At 59.6% G+C, this 18358-nt stretch carries 16 protein-coding genes; 1 reads left to right on the top strand and 15 read right to left on the bottom strand.

Going from position 1 to position 18358, the window contains the following annotated elements:
* Positions 1-115 precede the first annotated feature (115 nt).
* Entirely contained in the window at positions 116-1051 is a 936-nt protein-coding gene (locus tag IT585_00795; protein MCC6961767.1) for a ribose-phosphate pyrophosphokinase, read from the bottom strand.
* Between the two features lie 305 nt (positions 1052-1356).
* Between IT585_00795 and IT585_00790 the strand changes: the two genes are divergently transcribed.
* Complete coding sequence (locus IT585_00790) at positions 1357-4113, top strand: VCBS repeat-containing protein (GenBank protein ID MCC6961766.1); 2757 nt, start codon at positions 1357-1359, stop codon at positions 4111-4113.
* A 92-nt stretch (positions 4114-4205) separates the two neighbouring features.
* Here the strand turns inward: IT585_00790 and IT585_00785 are convergent, their stop codons facing one another.
* The 14 genes from IT585_00785 to hypF form a co-directional block, all read right to left on the bottom strand.
* Positions 4206-4853: an outer membrane beta-barrel protein gene (locus tag IT585_00785; GenBank protein MCC6961765.1), complete on the bottom strand. Its 648-nt coding sequence runs from the start codon at positions 4851-4853 to the stop codon at positions 4206-4208.
* 48 nt (positions 4854-4901) lie between these two features.
* Positions 4902-5900 (bottom strand): inorganic phosphate transporter, encoded by a 999-nt coding sequence (locus tag IT585_00780; GenBank protein ID MCC6961764.1) that lies wholly within the window; start codon positions 5898-5900, stop codon positions 4902-4904.
* Positions 5893-6648 (bottom strand): DUF47 family protein, encoded by a 756-nt coding sequence (locus IT585_00775; GenBank protein ID MCC6961763.1) that lies wholly within the window; start codon positions 6646-6648, stop codon positions 5893-5895. The genes IT585_00780 and IT585_00775 overlap by 8 nt, the downstream gene beginning before the upstream one ends.
* Before the next feature lie 119 nt (positions 6649-6767).
* Positions 6768-7430, bottom strand: a complete 663-nt coding sequence (gene phoU, locus IT585_00770; protein ID MCC6961762.1) for a phosphate signaling complex protein PhoU — start codon at positions 7428-7430, stop codon at positions 6768-6770.
* Positions 7431-7449: 19 nt separating this feature from the next.
* On the bottom strand, positions 7450-8193 hold the full coding sequence (locus IT585_00765) for a phosphate ABC transporter ATP-binding protein (protein ID MCC6961761.1): 744 nt from the start codon (positions 8191-8193) through the stop codon (positions 7450-7452).
* 76 nt (positions 8194-8269) lie between these two features.
* Positions 8270-9229: a phosphate ABC transporter permease PstA gene (gene pstA / locus IT585_00760; GenBank protein MCC6961760.1), complete on the bottom strand. Its 960-nt coding sequence runs from the start codon at positions 9227-9229 to the stop codon at positions 8270-8272.
* Positions 9226-10188 carry a phosphate ABC transporter permease subunit PstC gene (gene pstC / locus IT585_00755; protein MCC6961759.1) on the bottom strand — a complete coding sequence of 321 codons (963 nt, stop codon included), beginning with the start codon at positions 10186-10188 and terminating at the stop codon, positions 9226-9228. Before pstC ends, pstA begins: the two co-directional genes overlap by 4 nt.
* A gap of 27 nt (positions 10189-10215) precedes the next feature.
* Entirely contained in the window at positions 10216-11064 is an 849-nt protein-coding gene (locus IT585_00750; protein ID MCC6961758.1) for a phosphate ABC transporter substrate-binding protein, read from the bottom strand.
* Between the two features lie 142 nt (positions 11065-11206).
* Positions 11207-12985 (bottom strand): PAS domain-containing protein, encoded by a 1779-nt coding sequence (locus IT585_00745; GenBank protein MCC6961757.1) that lies wholly within the window; start codon positions 12983-12985, stop codon positions 11207-11209.
* A 2-nt stretch (positions 12986-12987) separates the two neighbouring features.
* Positions 12988-13674 carry a response regulator transcription factor gene (locus IT585_00740; protein MCC6961756.1) on the bottom strand — a complete coding sequence of 229 codons (687 nt, stop codon included), beginning with the start codon at positions 13672-13674 and terminating at the stop codon, positions 12988-12990.
* A 128-nt stretch (positions 13675-13802) separates the two neighbouring features.
* On the bottom strand, positions 13803-14855 hold the full coding sequence (gene hypE / locus IT585_00735; GenBank protein MCC6961755.1) for a hydrogenase expression/formation protein HypE: 1053 nt from the start codon (positions 14853-14855) through the stop codon (positions 13803-13805).
* A gap of 7 nt (positions 14856-14862) precedes the next feature.
* Positions 14863-15960: a hydrogenase formation protein HypD gene (hypD, locus tag IT585_00730; GenBank protein MCC6961754.1), complete on the bottom strand. Its 1098-nt coding sequence runs from the start codon at positions 15958-15960 to the stop codon at positions 14863-14865.
* The gene (locus IT585_00725; GenBank protein MCC6961753.1) at positions 15957-16211 is read right to left on the bottom strand and encodes a HypC/HybG/HupF family hydrogenase formation chaperone; all 255 of its coding nucleotides are present in this window, start codon (positions 16209-16211) and stop codon (positions 15957-15959) included. The genes hypD and IT585_00725 overlap by 4 nt, the downstream gene beginning before the upstream one ends.
* Position 16212: 1 nt before the next feature.
* Positions 16213-18358, bottom strand: a 2146-nt coding sequence (gene hypF, locus IT585_00720; protein ID MCC6961752.1) for a carbamoyltransferase HypF, incomplete at its 5' end; no start/stop codon positions are given.

The following is an 18358-nucleotide window of genomic DNA, read 5'->3' as shown; positions in this document are numbered from 1 at the left end:
TACAGAATGGCGGGCACGTCGCCGGCGGCGCGCATCTTGCGCGTTACGCTTTTGCCGGAACCATCGCGCTTCCGGGCCTCCAGATTGATCTCTTGCATGACTCTACCTCTATCAATTAATCAAATAACTTCGAAACGGACTCTTCGTGCCAGATGCGGCGGATCGCCTCGCCGAAAACGTCGGCCGTCGAAATCTCCTTGAACTTCGGCGGCAGGTGCGCCATGTCGTGGCTGATCGAATCGGTCACGACCAGTTCGGTGATCGGCGACTTCTCGATCCGCTCGATCGCATTACCCGACAGCACGCCGTGCGTGCAGCAGACGTAGATGTCGAGCGCGCCGTGATCTTTCAGCGCCTGCGCGCCGAGCACCACCGTGCCGGCGGTGTCGACGATGTCGTCCCGGATGATCACGTTCTTGCCGTTCACATCACCGATGATGTTCATCACCTCGGCTTCGTTGGCCTCCAGCCGGCGCTTGTCGATGATCGCCAGCGGACAGTGCAATTCCTTGGCGAACGCGCGCGCCATCTTGATCGACCCGACATCCGCCGAGACCGACACCAGGTTCGGCACGTTCTTGGCGCGGAAGTAATCGAGAAAGATCTTGCTGGCGTACAGGTGGTCGTGCGGGATGTCGAAGAATCCCTGCAACTGCGCCGCATGCAAGTCCATCGTGATCACCCGGTCCGCGCCGGCCGTCGTGATCAGATTCGCCACCAGCTTGGCCGTAATCGAAACGCGCGGCTGGTCTTTACGATCCTGCCGGGCGTAACCGTAGTACGGCACGACGGCGGTGATGCGTTTGGCGGAAGCGCGCCGGGCGGCGTCGATCATAATCAGAAGCTCCAGCAGGTTTTCTGCCGGGGGATTCGTCGGCTGGACGATAAACAAGTCCGAGCCGCGAATATTCTGATTGATCTGCACTCGCACCTCGCCGTCGGAGAAGCGGCGCACGTCACACTCGGTCAATGGTACGCCGGTGTACTGCGCAATCTTCTTCGCCAAGGGCAGGTTGGCGGTGCCCGAAATTATCTTCAGCGCATTCAGCATCCCGTCACCTCCGCAAAAAGAGACCTGCAAGATAACAATCGCTCCGAGGAAATCAAGGCGAAAGTGACAGTTGGCGCGGCATCGCGATTCAGGCTAAGTTGTTTGCGCGCAACGCCAACCCTCTCGCGGCGATGAATTAGGGCTTGACAGTCAGCGGGAGCTCGGGTAGTATAAAATGGCGTAACGCAAATATCATTGACGTCCATAAAGGGAAAATCATGAGCGTTGGACGGCGGAGTTGGCGATTTCATCGCAGGCTCGATCGACTTGGTCCATGCTCGGACAAAGAGGAAGGAGAGGCTGTCATGAGGCTATTTCCGAGGTCGATGCTGCTCGCGTCGATTCTGGTTGCTCTTTCGGTAGCCACAAGTTTTGCCGGAGTCGATCCGGGAATTCCCGACACGGTTTACATTGGCGGCGGACCACTGGTGGTGGGGCAGTCGCGGCCGATTGCGTTGGCGATAGCCAACGATGAGGCGGTCGCAGGATGGTCGTTGGGGTTCCTTTTGACTTCCATCGACGGTGGCTTTGCGCAGTTTGACTCGGTAGCGTATGTCGGGAGGATGACCGACCCCAGTGTTATGCCGCTCAGAGATTTCTTCTACTGCAGTTGTGAACCGAGTCCTGGAGTGTCCCCTGACATACTCGCATCTTTCGGTAGTTTCAATGGGCAAAACACACTGCCAGCTGGGACTGGAGCGATCGTCGAGCTGTACTTCACCGGGTTGTCGGCGGGTTCTATGGCTGTCGACAGCACCTACTTTCCGCCCACGAATCCTTTTGTTTTGGTCTGCTTAAGTCCTTGGTCGGAATTTGGGCCGCAATTTCAGGGAGCGGTTGTCGAAATCACGGAAGGAGATCCACCGCCAGCTATAGACGCGCCGGTGTCTATATCCGCAGTGGTTGGACAGCCAGTCAATTTCAGCGTCTTGGCAACCTCGGCCACTGCTAGTCCGGTCGCGGTATCCCTCGTCTCGTTTGTTGACTACGACAATGACAGCCAACTGCCGGCTGAATCGCCCGAGTTCGCGGAAGGCAGTCCGGCGTGGTTTCACTGGACGCCTACTCTCGAAGATATTGGGATCTGGCGTGCTTCTTTCGAAGCGTGCGATACTTCCGGGCAGTGTCAAACGACTGCAACTCTGGTTCAGGTTGTTGAGAGCGCGGTCTATCTGTTGGAGTTTTCATCAAACAGCATCACAGATGCAGCAACATCGTCCGGCATCGGAATAGCGAATTTTGATTCCGAAGCAAACTGCGAAATCTTTGTATCTGGGGCGGCCGGATTTCACAACCCGACCGAAGTGTTGTACGATGTGCTTCTCGGACCTTCGATCTCAGAACTGCAGGCAGTCGATGATGGATTGGTCAAATACGGCCTTGTAATGGGTCTCATTGACACCGACGAGTTGCCCGATCTCGCGATGATGCAGTTCGGCGCGATGGCAATCTATCGAACTCGAGTCTTGCTGAGCAACGGTGATAATACCTTTGAGGAATCGCTGGCTGGAAATGATGGCCACTTGACCCGTTCCGGTGTTCTTGTGGAGTTGAGCAACGATGCTCACCTCGACTACGCCGTGACTTGGTTCGATGGAGTTTGGATTTACACAGGCAACAGCCAAGGGGATTTTGCCTTCTGGCAGCACATCTCCACGCCGGATTCTGCTACATCGATCAACGCCGGTGATTTCAACCAGGATGGACGCAATGATCTTGCCATCGGCACCGCCTCCGGCCTGCGAGTCTATCTGGCCGACGGCACCGGCAATTTCGTCCCGAGCTTCTTCTACCCGCAAGAGAATCGTTCGCTGGAAATCGAAGTCACCAACCAGGGAAGCGACTTCAACAACGACGGGCTGCTCGATCTGTGTATCTCGACCCCCTCGGTCGGCGGCAGCCGCAGCCAGATGATGGCCTACTTCGGAAATGGAGACGGTTCCTTCACTCAGCAGGTGATCCGCGACGTCAAGGGCCAGATCTTCGGCAACTGCGTCGGCGACGTCAACGGCGATGGTGAACTGGATATTGTCTACGTAAACGGGGCGCAACGATTCGTCGTCGTGCTCTTCGGGGATGTCGGAGGAACCTTCACGAATGAGTTGCGGATCTCGACCGACCCCTATGCGCCGCGGCATGTCGCCTGCGCGGACGTCGATGTCGATGGCGATGTCGATCTGGTGGTGACAGCCGGGCGCGCTGCTGACGACCAAATCGTCACCCTCTATGGGAGTCAATTGAATCCGGCAGGCTACGCGAAACGCGTGAGCAAGATCGATGCGCGCGACAATGCGGCAGTTACGGTCACCTCGCCGAGCGGACGCGTCGTGAATGAGGTTCGCAATACGGCGCCCGCGGCGACGTTCAACGAACGCAACGCCAACCTGAACAACCGCGCTGACGCTCTGCTGACGATTGGGGCGATCGAAGCCGGCCAGTACTATGTCGATGCAAAGCCGCGTCCGGAAGCTCAGGCGGGCGAACCGTTTTCACTGGAGTATGAATTGAACGGGGTCAGGTACTCGCTCGCCTGGTCGGTCGCCATGCCGGCCGCAGGCTGCCGTTTCGGACTTCCACTCGAAGATTTCTCTCCGATTTACCCGCGACCGGGACAATTCAGCCTCGCCAATCCGCCGACTCTGCGGTGGAGCAGCGTTGGCCAGCACAATCTCGAAATCGCGTCCGATCTGCAGTTCACGAACATCGTGCACTCAACGGTGGCAACTGGTCCTGTCTATCAGGTGCCAACGCCGCTGCCGGTCGCCGACACGACGACCTACTATTGGCGGGTCAAGCCGACCGCATCCGTCGATTTCGAGTGCATCTATGTGCTCAACCTCGTGGCCGCTTCTTTAAACTGCGGCGACGTCGATGCGAGCGGTATCGTCAACATCTCTGATGGCGTCTTCGTGGTCAATTACATCTTTGGAGGCGGTCCGGCACCGCAGCCGATATCGGCCGGCGATGTTGACTGCAATGATCTGGTGACGATTTCGGATGCCGTCTATCTGATCAACTTCATCTTCGGCGGTGGTCCGGTGCCGTGCGCGGGATGTATGTAGCACCACATCGGATCCGCCCGTAAATAGCGGAAGGTCATGGTCGAAGCGGCCATGACCTTCTTCTTTGCCCGTGGAATCAGTTGTAGCTGCGCTCAGCGAAACGCAATGCCGAGGCGGAGCGGGACGAAGTGCACGCTTGGATCGCTGGTGAACAGCACGGTGTAGCGCGCCTCGAAGAAGAGAAAGCTCTTGTGGCTGAGGCTGACGTCAAAGCCCAGCCCGCCGCCGAGCCCGAAGGCCGCCTTTGACTCACCCTGCACAACGTAAGAATTGGTCTCACTGCCCTCCTGCGCCGAAATCAAGACATCCCCGCGCGAAAACATGGCGACGGTCGCACCCAGCAGCGCATACGGCGCTTCGCCGGTGCGCGAGCGGCTGAAGGTGATCTTGGCAGCGACATGGCCGGCGATGACGGTGGCCGACCCCTCCTCGGCGACGTTTTCATCCGCGCGCAACTGATTGGCACGCAGATAGCGTTCATCATCGAGCGGCATATTGCTTGCCTCGACCGAGACCACGGTGGCAATGCGGTCGGTGACCGGAACGGCAACACCCAGACCCAGGTTGATGCCGGTATTCCAGCCATCAGAGAAGCTCTTTCCAGCGACCGGGTAAGCGACACCGCCGTAGACCAGGAATTGCAGCGGGCGCGTTTGCGCCGAAGCGAAGCTAAAGCCGGCAACGACAAGCAGCAGCGCGACCCACCAATCTCTGGGTTTTGATCCAAGTTCAGCGATCATACTTCAAGTACGCGAACGCTGACGAAATGTGCAAGGCGAACTTTGCGATCAGGTGATGAGCTTCATCAGGAGATAGACACCGATCCCGAAAAGTCCGGCGCCCGGAAAGGTGAGGACCCACCCCAAGAGGATATTCAGGATCACGCGATAGTTGAGATTGCCGAACCGGTACGCCAGAGCTGTACCCATAATGGAACTCGTGGCGACGTGGGTGGTCGAAACCGGCGTGCCGGTGAGGGCCGTGATCATGATCACAGTACCTGTCGCGGCTTCGGCGGCGCATCCGTCAATCGGTTCATGGAGCTTGGTCATCTTCTTCCCCATGGTCTTGATGATTTTCCACCCGCCCACCGAGGTGCCGAGACCGATCATGAAGGCCGAGGCCAGCCGCACCCACATCGGTACGTGAAATTCGCTGATGGCGCCGGCGGAGAGCAGAGCGATGGTCATGATGCCCATAGCGTTCTGGGCGTCGTTCATGCCGTGGGTCAGCGAGACGTACGCCGCGGAGACTACCTGCAGGCGCTTGAAGAAATGGGCCGACTTGCGGTACTTGAAACGCCACGAACTCCAACTGAAGATCGTGATCAGGATCATCCCGAACAGGATTCCGGCAATCGGCGAAACGACCATGGCAAAGGCAATGCGTTTGATGCCGGGGAGAACGAGAATCGAGAGGTCGAAATTGCTGACGAACAGCGCTACGCCGATCAAACCGCCGATCAGGCCATGCGTTGACGACGAGGGCAGGCCGAAGTACCAGGTGGTGTAGCCCCACAGGATCGCGCCGACGACCGCCGCCAGCAGCATCGGCAGCGTGATCAGGTCGCTGCTCACGACACCCTTGCCGACGGTGTAGGCGACGCCGGTATGCAACAGCGCGCCGACGAAATTGAGAGTGCGGGCCATGATGATGGCGTTCCGCGGCGACAAGGCATGCGTAGCAATGGTAGTGGCGATGGCGTTGGCGGCGTCGTGGAAACCGTTAACGAAGTCGTACATGAGCGCCGCGGCAATGATCAGAATCAACAGGAGTTGATCAGACATTGTCGGCAACCATGCTCTTCAGCGTGTTGGTAGCCTCAGTACAGGCGTCGATGGCGCGTTCGAGTTCGGCGTAGACCTGGCGCAGGATGAAGAATACCGCGACGTGGCGGGTGTACTCGGTGTTGGCCATGATCAGCGATAACACGGTCTCGACCTCGGCCGTGGTCGGCGTGGCCTTGATCCGGGCCTCGAGGTTGGCGCGGTCGGCGCGAATCTCCTGGAAGCGCCGGCGCAGACCCCCGTGATAGATTTCATCGGCGCGGGTTTCGAGCTGGTCGACGGCGCGGGCATAAGGTTCGACGTGGCGGTCGCGGCGCAGGCAGCGGACGGCCTCAACGATCTGCTCGCATGCCTCACGGATGATCGCCGCCAATTCGCGCATCTCCTTGTCCGAGGACGGGATGTCGTAGACGACGTAGCGGTTGGCCGAATGATTGATGTATTTGACGATGCGGAAGACGTCGTTGGCGAATTGGCTGATCTCGATACGGCCGAATGGCGGCTGCTGGGACCGGCCGAGCAAATCCTCGATCGATTTCTCGATTTGCGTCGTGCGTGTCAGGCAATTTTCGATCGTGGTCGCCAGTTCCGGACCCCGGCGGGCGTCGGAGTTAAACAGCTCGGTCAGCCAATAGCTGGTCTCGGCTGCGGTATCGGCAATATGCTCCATGAGCCCGAAAAATTCGACATCGCGTGGCGGAAGCAGTCGAATCCGTTTCAGCTTCGCCAGCCAACCGGTGGACGGCATACAGGTTCCCTCCCCGAAAAAGTGTTCTACGCCTGGGCGGGAACATACATCATGACCGGCACGGGAACAAGCCGGAAGATGCGGCAACTGAATGGATCGACAATACTGGCGCGGCCGGCCTAATACTGGCGGCCGCCGTGGCGGACGATGGCGCCTTCGGTCATGTAAATGACATCCTCGGCGATGTTGCTGGTGTGATCGGCAATACGCTCGAGGTTGCGGGAGATCGCGAGCATCTGGATCAGCGTATCGGAATCCTCCGGCTTCTCCTGGATGCGCTGGTTGATCTTGACATACATCAGGCGGTTGATCTCGTCGATCTCGTCGTCGCCGGCGAGGACTTCACGGGCGAGCGCCGAGTCGGCATTAACCAAAGCGTCAAGCGCCTTCTGCAGCATCTTCTGCACCTTGTCGGCCATGGTGGCGTAGTCGTAAGGCGATTCGATGCGCGGCTTGTGGGCCAGCGAGATCGCGCGTTCGGCGATATTGGACGCCAGATCGCCGATACGTTCGAGATCGTTGTTGATCTTGAGGACGGCGATGATCAAACGCAGGTCGATCGCCACCGGCTGGTAAAGCGCCAGGGTCTTGAGGCAGTCCTCTTCGACTTCGACCTCCATGTCGTCGATTTCCTGGTCGGTGTCGATCACGCGCTGGGCCAGTTTTTCGTCGCGGTCGGAAACCGAGCGGACGGCGCGCTGGACGGATTCCTCCACGTAGGCGCTGAGGGCAAGCAGTTTGCGTTTGAGGCGGTCGACTTCGCGGCGCAAGTGTTCTGTCATGAGTTCGGTCTCTACTCGATCAGCCGAAACGGCCGGTGATATAGTCTTCGGTTTGTTTCTTTCCGGGTTTAGTGAAGATCATCTTGGTTTCGCCGTACTCGACGAGCGTGCCCTCATAGAAGAACGCCGTTTCATCGGAAATACGGGCCGCCTGCTGCATGTTGTGGGTGACGATCACAATCGTATAGTGGCGCTTCAGTTCGCCGATCAGGTCTTCGATCTTCGAAGTCGAGATCGGGTCGAGGGCAGAGGCCGGTTCGTCCATCAGGAGTACCTCGGGCCGAACCGCCAGCGCGCGCGCAATGCAGAGACGCTGCTGCTGGCCGCCGGAGAGCAGGTAAGCGCTGTGATCCAGTTTGTCTTTCACTTCGTCCCACAGGAACGCCGCCTTCAGGGTTTCCTCTACTGCCTGAGTAATGACCTTATTGTCCTTGATTCCGTTGACGCGCAGACCATAAGCGACGTTTTCGAAAATCGACTTCGGGAACGGGTTGGATTTCTGGAAGACCATGCCAACGCGGGTGCGCACCTGCGAGACATCGCGAATGTCGCGGTAGATGTCGACACCGTCAAGTTTGACCGATCCGCTCATGCGGGTCCCGGGGATCGTCTCGTTCATGCGGTTGAGCGTGCGCAGGAAAGTCGATTTGCCGCAGCCGGACGGACCGATAAAGGCGGTCACGCGGTGTTCTTCAATGTCGATTTCGACGTTCTTGAGCGCCTGGTGCGCGCCATAGTAGAAGTCAAGATTGCGGACTTCCATCTTGACGCGGGCGGCATCTTGCTTCTCCGGAGGCAGCACGGTATTCAACTCCTCAGGCCGCGGATTGAGATTCAAGCTATGCACTGATGCGCCTCGATCGGATCCGGGAACGGATCAAAACGGCGACCAAATTTAGGAGAAAGGTCAGCAGAAGCAACACCAAAACTGTGCCGTAGAGAATCGGCAGCGTCTTTTCGACGTCTGGCGATTGCGTCGCCATGACGTAAACGTGATATCCCAATTCCATAAATTGATCGGTCAGGTCGTTGGGCAGATACGGCAAGTAATAGGCCGCGCCCGTGAACATGATCGGCGCGACTTCCCCGGCGCCGCGGCTGACGGCCAGAATCGCACCCGTGAAAATGCCCGGCAGCGCCTGCGGCAGGATGACGCGGGCGATCGTCTGCAGCTTGGTGGCGCCGAGCGCGTAGCTGGCATCCTTCAGGTCGCGCGGTATCGCCTTGAGCGCTTCTTCCGTCGAGATAATCACGACCGGCAACGTCAGCAAGGCCAGCGTCAGCGCTGCCCAGATGATCGCCGGCTGGCCCCAGACAGGCTGCTCGGACTGCAAAATCCACGAGTCGATGCCGTTCCCGATGAAGCCGATAAAGAAGCCCAGACCGAACAGCCCGAACACGATCGACGGCACACCTGCAAGATTGTTGATCCCGATGCGAATGATGCGGGTGATCTTCGAGTCGGGACTCGTGTACTCCTGCAAATAGATCGCCGTCAGCACGCCGACCGGCACGCCCATGATCACCATCAGGATCACGAGAAAGACGGTGCCGATGATGGCCGGCAGAATACCGCCGGCTTCCAGACCCTGTTCCGGCGGACTGGAAAGAAACTCCCACGAGATCGTGCCCAAGCCACCGATGGCGATATTGCCGAGAATGATGGCCAGCATGATGACGATGATCAGTGTCGCCAGAAAGGTCAGGCCGCGCGGGATATAGCCGCGGGTTTTCGGCGCAAAGTGGAGCGGCGAGGAGAACTGCCCGGCCGATGGTTGCGGCAACGCGGTTTGACTCATCGCGTCCGTCCCTGGAAGCGGGCCTTGAGGCGGTTCAGCACGATGTCACCGCCCAGATTTACAAGGAATGTGAAGACGAACAATAATGTGCCGATCAGAAAGAGCACGTTGTAGTGCGGACTGCCGAAGACGACTTCGGCCAGTTCGGCGGCAATCGTCGCCGACAGTGTGCGGATTGACTCGGTGAAACTGCCGGAAAGAATTGCGGCGTTGCCGGAAGCCATGAGTACGATCATCGTCTCGCCGATTGCGCGGCCGAAACCGAGCACGATGCCGGCGGCAATGCCGGGCATAGCGGCAGGTAACACCATCGTAAAGGAGACCTGCCACGGATTGGCGCCGAGCGCGCGGGCGGCATCACGCAGGCTGCCGGGCACCGAATTCATCGCGTCTTCCGCTACGGTGAAGATGATTGGGACGATAGCCAGCCCGAGAGCGATACCGGCGTTCAGCGCATTGAGCCGGTATGTCAGCCCAAACGAATCTTGCAGGATCGTGGCCAGCACGATCAACGCGAAGAAACCCAGCACGACCGAGGGGATTCCCGCCAACAACTCGATCACCGGTTTGATGACTTCACGCAGACGCTTGGAAGCGAACTCCGACGAATAGATCGCCGCGCCGACACCCAGTGGCACGGCAAACAGCATTGCGATCAAAGCTGCCTTCAACGTGCCGACAAACAGCGGCACCAGCGAATACTTCGGTACCGTCGAGTTGGGCTGCCACGAGTACCGGGCCTCCTGCCCTTCCTTCCAGACTTGCGGCTTGATCATCTTTTCGATGGTGACTTCCTCGTGCACCGTCGCATCGGTAAAAATCGGAATCGATTCCTTGAAGATGAAGATGAAGATCAGCGCGATGCCGATGAGCGCCGCGAAGGCATTAACGGCGATGAATTTCTCGCCGAGCTTTTCCCGCCACTTCGACTTTGGTTTGAAATTGTACTTCAGATCCATCCGCGGCTGCTTTCGTCCGTCCCCGGTCTACTTAATCATGTTCGCGGCCGCCGCTTCGGCGTGGAGCGGGATGTAGTCGACCAGTTCGGCCACCTTCTGGCCCTCCGGCGAGAGTGCCCAATTGATGAAGTCCTTCGTTTCGCCGGTGGGAACGCCGCGCGTGAAGAAGTAGAGTTCCCGCGAGATCGGATAGGAGCCGTTGGAAACCGCTTCACTCTCCGGCTGAACCGCTGCCGTGGTATCATTGATCTTGACGCCGGCATGCTTGACCGTGGTCGCCCAGGCGATACCGCCGTAGCCGATACCGTTAGGATCCTTGGTGATGGCATTCACGACGGATGCCGTGCCCGGCAAAGTCTGACATCGCTCCGAGTAGTCTTCATCCTTGAGGACATGCTCGCGGAAATAGACGTAGGTGCCGGAGTTGTTTTCGCGGCCGTACAAGACAATGGGGGCATCCTTGCCGCCGAGATTCTTCCAATTGGTGACCTCGCCGGTGTAGACGGCTTTGAGCTGCGCCAGCGTCAATTCATTGACCGGATTGCTGTTGTGCAGGAAGATGGCGATGCCGTCCAGACAGATGGAGTAGCGTTTGACATCGATCCCCTTGCTCTTGGCAAGGCTGTACTCGGCCGGTTTCATGTCGCGCGAGGCCATGCAGATATCGGTCGAATTGTTGAGCAGCGCCGCGATCCCGGTCCCCGAGCCGCCGCCGGAAACCTGGATTACACTCTTGGGGAACTTCTTCATGTATTCTTCCGCCAATCTCTGGCCAAGACGCACCATCGTGTCGGAACCTTTGATGGTGATATTGCCGGCCAGCGCCGGAACGGCGACAGTGGCGGCGGCCAGGGCGGCGACAATCAGTCTTCTCATTCAGCTCTCCTCCAGCAATTGGGTGGCAGGCCCGCATCCCGGTCGGTACAAAGTCCGACCTGTCTCATCAAGCAACCGGACGAATAGGATGATCGTGTTAGTTAATTGTTAGGATTGTGTTAGGACGGCCGGCGGGCCACAATCAATTGCGGCTGAGACTGATCGTAAATGTACTACCTTGTCCGAGTTCGCTCTGGACGGTTACATTACCGCCGTGGGCGAGGACAATGTGTTTGACGATGGCGAGTCCGAGGCCGGTTCCACCTTGTTCGCGGCTGCGGGCGCGATCGACGCGGTAGAAGCGCTCGAACAGCCGGGGCAGATGTTCCTTAGCGATGCCGCTTCCCTGATCACGCACCGCGATGGTAACAAGACGATCGTTGACGGCGCCGGTGACCGCAACCTCGGTGCCGGGATCACTGTACTTGATGGCATTGTCGATCAGGTTGACCAGCGCCTGTTCCAGCAGCGGCGGGTTGATCCGCGCCCGCAGCGTGGCGGTTTCATTGGCACGAATACTGACACCTTTGGTGCGTGCCTGCGGTTCACAGGCGGCAATGGCAGCCTTGATGACTTCGCCGATGTTACCGAGTTCGAGCGGAATCTCGCCGCGTTCCGATTCTTGTTCGATGCGCGAAAGTCGCAGCAGGTCTTCGATGATGGCGTGGAGACGATTGGACTGGCGCGCGATGATATCGAGAAAGCGGCGGCGTTCCTCGGTGCTCATGGACTCGTTGTCAATCAGGGTCTCGACGAAACCTTTGATCGAAGTGATCGGGGTTTTCAGTTCGTGCGAGACATTGGCGACAAAGTCGCGACGGACGCTCTCCAGCTTGCGCAGCCGGGTGACATCATTGAGTACGACCAACGCGCCGAGATTCTCGCCGCCGGGATCGCGCAGCAGCGTGCCGTGCGCCTGGAGATAGCGGCCGTTGCCGGCAATGTCGCCGATAGCGATGTCGCCCTCGACCGGTTCGCCGACCGTGAAGGTTTTGGCAACCAGCCGCTGCAGATCGTTGTTGCGGGTGAGCTCGAGGATGGTGCGGCCGATGGCATCGTCAGCCTTCAGACCGAGCAAGTTTGCGGCCGCGGCGTTAAGACTCATCACCCGCTGGTCGGCGTCGATCGCGATCACGCCCTCAATCATGCTCGAAACAATCGCCTGCTGTTCAATCCGCTGGCGCTGCGCGCTCCGGAAACGCTCGTCCAGTTGCCCCGCCATGAGATTCATTGACTCGGAAACTCCTGCCATTTCCTCGAACTCCGATTCGGGCAGGCGGTTGTCGAGGTCTCCTTGCGCGATACGTTCGGCTGCGGCCTTGATGTCCTGCAACGGGCGGCTGATTCGGCGCGCCACGAGCAGGCTGAACAGGGCGGCGAGGGCCGCGACAATCAGCGCGCCGATCCCCAGGCGAAGGTAGATGGCGGTCAGCGCATCCTTGACTGCCGATTGGGAAATCCCGACACGGACCACCGCGACAATCTGATGGCCCGCGAGCACCGGCAGCGCGACGAAATTCATTTCTTCAGCGAAGCGCGCATTATAGCGCTCGGACACCCCTGGCTGCCCGGACAACGCGGTCACAATCTCGGGTCGACTCGATTGATTGTCGATGCTGCGGGGAGTGTCGCGCGAATCAGCAATGACTTCGCCATTGGGCAGGATCGCAGTGACGACCATGGCGGAATCCAGTGCAATCGTCTTGCAGAGCGAATCGGCACCGGCGTAGTCTTGCGCAACGAGACGTGGCGCGAGAATGATCGTCAGCAACTGCGCGTGCGCGTGAAGGTCGTAAGCCGCGCGCTGCTCGTAATATTTGCCCAAGGCGCGGTGGGCGTACCAACTGACCGCAATCAGACTGACCGCTGTGAGGAGAAGAAATGCTGGATAAATCTGCCAGAGCAGCCGCTTACGGCGCACCGCTACTCCCGAAATTTGTAACCCACGCCTCGAACCGTCTCAATGTACTGGCCTGCCTCCCCGAGTTTCTTCCGCAGACCCACTATTTGTACGTCGACCGACCGATCGGTGACAATGGTTTCATCGCCGCGAATCTCGTTGACGATCTGGTAGCGCGAGAACACCCAGCCGGGATGACGCGCCAACAACTGCAGAATCTGGAATTCGGTGAAGGTGAGGTCGACCGCTTGGCCGGCAACCAACACCTCGTGACGGCCGGGATGGATGATGATATCGTGCGCCTGGACTGTGGCCGTCGACTTGTCGGCCGCCCGCGCCTTGCGCCGCAGTAACGCGCGGACGCGGGCAATCAGGATCTTCGGACTAAACGGCTTGGTGAGATAGTCGTCGGCGCCAACCTCGAGTCCGGTGATCACGTCGCTTTCCTCGCCCTTGGCGGTGAGCATGATGATCGGGATGTGCTGCGTCTTGGAATCGGCCTTGAGCAGTTTGCAGACTTCCAGACCATCAAGACCGGGTAGCATGAGATCCAGCACGATCAGGCCGGGCAGATTCGCGCGTGCGGACTTAAGTCCGGCTTCACCGGAAGCGGCGCCGGAAACGCGGTAACCTTCTTTGCCGAGGTTGTAGCTGATCAGTTCGAGAATATCGGCCTCGTCTTCGATCACGAGGATACTGTCTTTGGCCATGGATTTTCTTTCTACGCCTTCAGGTTCGATCTTAACAGATTTACGTCGCCAAAACAAAAGGTATGATTTGCAGTCGACATTAATTTTCGGTTAGCGCTGTGATCGGATTGAATTAGCGGGACTGCAGTTCAGCAGATGCGCGGCAGCTGCTCGCCGGAAAGCATGTCCACAATCCGGGTCGCGCCGATCAGGCTGGTCATGGTAACGAGACCGGGATCAGCGGTCGTGACTTGCCCGATCAATGCGGGTGCGTAGTCGGTACCGAAAGTCGCCAGCCGTTCCAGCGCGGCGGCTGCGTGCGCCTGCGGTACGATCGCGATAAAGCGGCCTTCGTTGGCCACGTGCAGCGGATCAAGTCCGAGGATTTCGCAAGCGGCTCGCACCGGCGGCGTCACTGCGATGGCGTGCTCATCGATCTGGATGCCAAGCTGTGCTGTCTGCGCCAGCTCCACCAGTGCGCTGGCCAGACCGCCGCGGGTAAGATCGCGCAAACAATGGATCTCGATACCGGCATTCAGCAAAGCGGCAACTTCACGGTGCAACGGCGCGCAGTCGCTGGCGATCGCCGTCTCGAACTGCAGGTTCTCGCGCTGAGTCATGATCGCGATACCGTGACGTCCAATGTCACCCGAAAGAATGATTGCGTCGCCGGCGCGAATAGAAGCGGGCGCGATCTGCTGCTGATACTCGATGATGCCGATGCCGGCGGTGTTGATGTAGAGGCCGTCGCCCTTGCCGCGCTCGACGACCTTGGTGTCGCCGGTGACGATGATCACACCGGCGGCCGTCGCGGTACTACCAATCGACCGCATGATGCCTTGGAGTCTTTCCATCGCGAAGCCTTCCTCGATGATTAGCCCCAGGCTCAGAAACAACGGTCGCGCACCCGCCATGGCCAGGTCGTTGACCGTGCCGCAGACGGCTAACTTGCCGATATCGCCGCCGTTGAAGACGAGCGGTCGCACCACAAACGAATCGGTCGTGAAGGCGAAGCGCTGCCCGCCGACCTCGATTACCGCCGAATCGTGGCGCGACTGCAGCGTCGCATTGTCGATCGCCGGCGTGATCACCTGTTCGAGCAACTGCTGCATCAGACGGCCGCCGCCGCCATGGGCCAGCAGCACCTGCTCATGGTTGGCCAGCGGGAGCGGACAATTCAGATGGAACTCTGGATCGGTCATATTTTTCTCATTTGCTCGCGATGCGGCCGCGATAGCGGAAGTAGGCAGCGCATGCGCCCTCGCTGGAAACCATGGTTGCGCCCAGCGGTTGTTCCGGTGTACAGCGCGTACCGAACGCCGGGCATTCGTGCGGCTTCTTGATGCCCTGCAGGACCAAGCCGCTGATACATTCCGTTTCGCGGGCAACCGCTGCGGTTGCAATCGCAAAACGCTGTTCCGCATCATAGCTTCTGTATTTCTCACGCAAGCGCAGTCCGCTGCGCGGAATCACGCCGATGCCGCGCCAGTTGCGGTCGGCAATCTCAAAGACCTCGCGCAGTAGCTGTTGGGCCGGCTGGTTTCCCCCCTGGCTGACCGCGCGGGCATACTGGTTCTCGACGTCACTGCGGCCGGCTTCAAGCTGGCGTACACACATCAGAATGCCTTCCAGTAGGTCAATCGGCTCGAAACCGGTGACAACAATCGGGACGCGAAACCGGCGGGCGATCGGCTCGTACTCCCAGAAGCCCATCACGGTGCAAACGTGGCCCGCCGCGAGAAAACCCTGCACGCGATTGTGCGGCGCACTCAGGATCGCGATCATCGCGGGCGGCACAGTAACCTGCGAGACAAGAATGGAGAAATTGTCAAGCCGTTCCTGCGCGGCGGCATATACGGCCATAGCATTCGCCGGCGCGGTGGTTTCAAAACCGACGCCAAAGAAGACTACCTGGCGGTCCGGATTGGCGCGGGCGATAGCGACGGCGTCGGTCGGCGAGTAGACGATGCGCACGTCACCGCTCTGCGCCTTGACGCGCAGCAGGTCGACCGCGCTGCCGGGTACGCGGAGCATATCGCCGAATGAGCAGAATATCACTTCCGGCCGGGCGGCAATCGTGCACGCCGCATCCAGCGTCTCCACCGGCGTCACGCAGACCGGACAACCCGGCCCGTGCACCAGCGTGATCTCGGGCGGCAACAGTTGGTCGAGTCCGAATTTGACGATGGCGTGGGTCTGACCACCGCAGATTTCCATGATCGTCCACGACCGCTTCGTGATGCGCCGGATTTCTTCGGCCAACGCGCGCGCGGCGGCGGCATCGCGGTATTCATCTATATACTTCACGCTGATTCCGCCTGGTCCTTCTCGATCTCGCCGATCTCGCGCAGGTACTCGAAGACACGGGCGGCTTCGGCGTCATCAATCACATTGAGAGCAAAGCCGACATGGACGATGACATAGTCGCCGACCTTGGCCTCGGGGACATAGCAAAGATTGACGTCTTTGACGACGCCGCCGAAGTCCACCTTGCCGGGCCGCATTAGCGACTCGGTCGGGTCAACGGCGATGATCTTTCCCGGAACGGCGAGACACATCCTACATTTCCTTCCGCAGAGCGCGGGCGGCGGCAATGATTTGCCCCAACGCAATCCCGCCGTCATTTGGCGGTACCCGCTGGTGGCGATACACCGCAAAACCGGATTCCTCCAGCCGCCGAATCGCCCGCTCCGCAAGATACGTATTTTGGAAACATCCGCCAGTCAGAGCCACGCGATCGCAGCCGACAGTCCTTGCGGTCGTCACGATCATCTCGACCAGCGTGTTGTGAAAACGAGCGGCGATGGTTGCGGCCGCAACGCCCTTGTCACGATCAACCAGCAGTGCCCTAAGCATCGGCCGCCAGTCGATCTCACGTCCAGTTTCGTGCTCATCGACTGTGAATTCATACCTCTCGTCAGACCGAAGGACGCCGATCGCGAATTCCAACTGCATTCCCCCCTCACCCTCATAACAGTTGCTCTGCACCAGGCTAAGCAGAAAAGCCACCCCGTCGAAGAGCCGCCCTGCGCTGGTGGTCTGGGGCGAGTTTAGTCCAGAGCGCAACATCTGGTCGATCGCGCGCATCTCCGCCTCAGTGAAGCAGTCGGCGGCGAGATATTGCTCCCAACCGGAGCCGTTAAACGTCGCATCCAGCATCCCGGCGGCCGAGCGGCGCGGTTCGCGCACCGCTGCCTCCCCGCCCGGAAGTTGAAACGGTCGCAGCCACGCCGAACGGGTGAAACCCGCGTCGTCAATGAGCAAAAACTCTCCGCCCCAGACGGTGCCATCCACGCCGTAACCGGTGCCGTCCCAGGAGACCGCCAGTACCGGCGGCTCGACCTCGTTCTCTGCCATGCACGCGAGTGCATGAGCGTAATGATGCTGCACCGGCACCGTCGCCAATCCCGATTTCGCCGCAAACTGTGTCGAAAGATAGTCCGGGTGCAAGTCGGCAGCCAGCGCGATCGGTGTATGCTCGTACAACTTGGACAAGTCGCTCAGCACCGACACAAAGGCGCGGTATGATTGCACCGTCTCGAGATCGCCGACATGTTGACTCAGGAAGACATTGTGGTCGTTGGCAATTGCAACGCAGTTTTTCAGATGTCCACCGACGGCGGCCAGAGGCGGCAGTGACTCTTGGACCCGCACCGGCAGGGGCGCATAGCCGCGGGCACGCCGCATAATCTGCGGCCGCCCGGCGACGGCGCGGACGATCGAATCATCAACGTGGCGCCTGATCGGACGATTGTGGACCAGAAACAGATCGGCAATGCCGCGCAGGCGCTCCCGCGCATCATGTTCATCGATACAAATCGGCTCCTCCGAGAGATTGCCGCTCGTGGCCACCAGCGGCCGGTCGACAGAGCGCAAGAGCAGATGGTGCAGCGGCGTGTACGGCAGCATGACACCGAGATACGGGTTGCGCGGCGCAACCGCCGGGGCAATCGCCGTCGGGATGCGCTTTCTGACCAACACAATTGGCGATTCGACCGCAGCGATCAAGCGGCGCTCACGTTCTTCCAGCTCGCACTCCTGTTCGAGATGTGCCAGATCGCCGAACATCACGGCCAGCGGCTTGTCGCCGCGCCGTTTGCGGCGGCGCAACTCGGTGACCGCAGCGCCTGACGTTGCGTCTGTCATCAAATGGAATCCGCCAAGCCCCTTGACCGCGACGATCTGTCCGGCGCGCAGGGCATCCGCAGCGGCCTCGAGCGCCTCATCCCGCGTCGCGACGACCGCGCCGGCGGGCGTCCACAGCGCCAATTGCGGGCCGCAGTCGGGACAGGCGTTCGGCTGGGCGTGGAAGCGGCGATTCGTGGGGTCTTCATATTCGGCGCGGCAGCGTTCACACATCGGGAAGATCTTCATCGTCGTATTGGCGCGATCGTACGGCAGACTCTCGATGATCGAATAGCGCGGACCGCAATTGGTGCAATTCGTGAATGGGTAGCGATAGCGGCGGTCGGTCGGAGTCATCACGTCCCGTAAACAATCGGGGCAGGTCGCCAGATCGGGGAGAACGAGCGCGGACTTGGGGCCGCCGTCGTCGCTGTGGAGAATCTGGAAGTCGCGGTAACCCACAGCATCGAGATAACAAGCCTCGACGCTGTTCAGAAAGGCGCGCGGCGGAAGCTCTGTCTGCAAACGCCGGCGGAATTCCTCCAGGGTTGCTTCGTTGCCCTCAACTTCGATAACCACG

The sequence above is a fragment of the Candidatus Zixiibacteriota bacterium genome, from assembly GCA_020853795.1.
In the GTDB taxonomy this organism is placed as follows: domain Bacteria; phylum Zixibacteria; class MSB-5A5; order CAIYYT01; family CAIYYT01; genus JADJGC01.
Note: the sequence above shows the minus strand (reverse complement) of the source record. Positions and strands in the feature narration are given on the sequence as shown.

Excerpts from the sequence above, each read along its gene's own strand:
- IT585_00795 (MCC6961767.1), bottom strand. The coding sequence starts at position 1,051 with ATGCTGAATGCGCTGAAGATAATTTCGGGCACCGCCAACCTGCCCTTG.
- IT585_00790 (MCC6961766.1), top strand. The coding sequence starts at position 1,357 with ATGAGGCTATTTCCGAGGTCGATGCTGCTCGCGTCGATTCTGGTTGCT.
- IT585_00785 (MCC6961765.1), bottom strand. The coding sequence starts at position 4,853 with ATGATCGCTGAACTTGGATCAAAACCCAGAGATTGGTGGGTCGCGCTG.
- IT585_00780 (MCC6961764.1), bottom strand. The coding sequence starts at position 5,900 with ATGTCTGATCAACTCCTGTTGATTCTGATCATTGCCGCGGCGCTCATG.
- IT585_00775 (MCC6961763.1), bottom strand. The coding sequence starts at position 6,648 with ATGCCGTCCACCGGTTGGCTGGCGAAGCTGAAACGGATTCGACTGCTT.
- phoU (MCC6961762.1), bottom strand. The coding sequence starts at position 7,430 with ATGACAGAACACTTGCGCCGCGAAGTCGACCGCCTCAAACGCAAACTG.
- IT585_00765 (MCC6961761.1), bottom strand. The coding sequence starts at position 8,193 with ATGGAAGTCCGCAATCTTGACTTCTACTATGGCGCGCACCAGGCGCTC.
- pstA (MCC6961760.1), bottom strand. The coding sequence starts at position 9,229 with ATGAGTCAAACCGCGTTGCCGCAACCATCGGCCGGGCAGTTCTCCTCG.
- pstC (MCC6961759.1), bottom strand. The coding sequence starts at position 10,188 with ATGGATCTGAAGTACAATTTCAAACCAAAGTCGAAGTGGCGGGAAAAG.
- IT585_00750 (MCC6961758.1), bottom strand. The coding sequence starts at position 11,064 with ATGAGAAGACTGATTGTCGCCGCCCTGGCCGCCGCCACTGTCGCCGTT.
- IT585_00740 (MCC6961756.1), bottom strand. The coding sequence starts at position 13,674 with ATGGCCAAAGACAGTATCCTCGTGATCGAAGACGAGGCCGATATTCTC.
- hypE (MCC6961755.1), bottom strand. The coding sequence starts at position 14,855 with ATGACCGATCCAGAGTTCCATCTGAATTGTCCGCTCCCGCTGGCCAAC.
- IT585_00725 (MCC6961753.1), bottom strand. The coding sequence starts at position 16,211 with ATGTGTCTCGCCGTTCCGGGAAAGATCATCGCCGTTGACCCGACCGAG.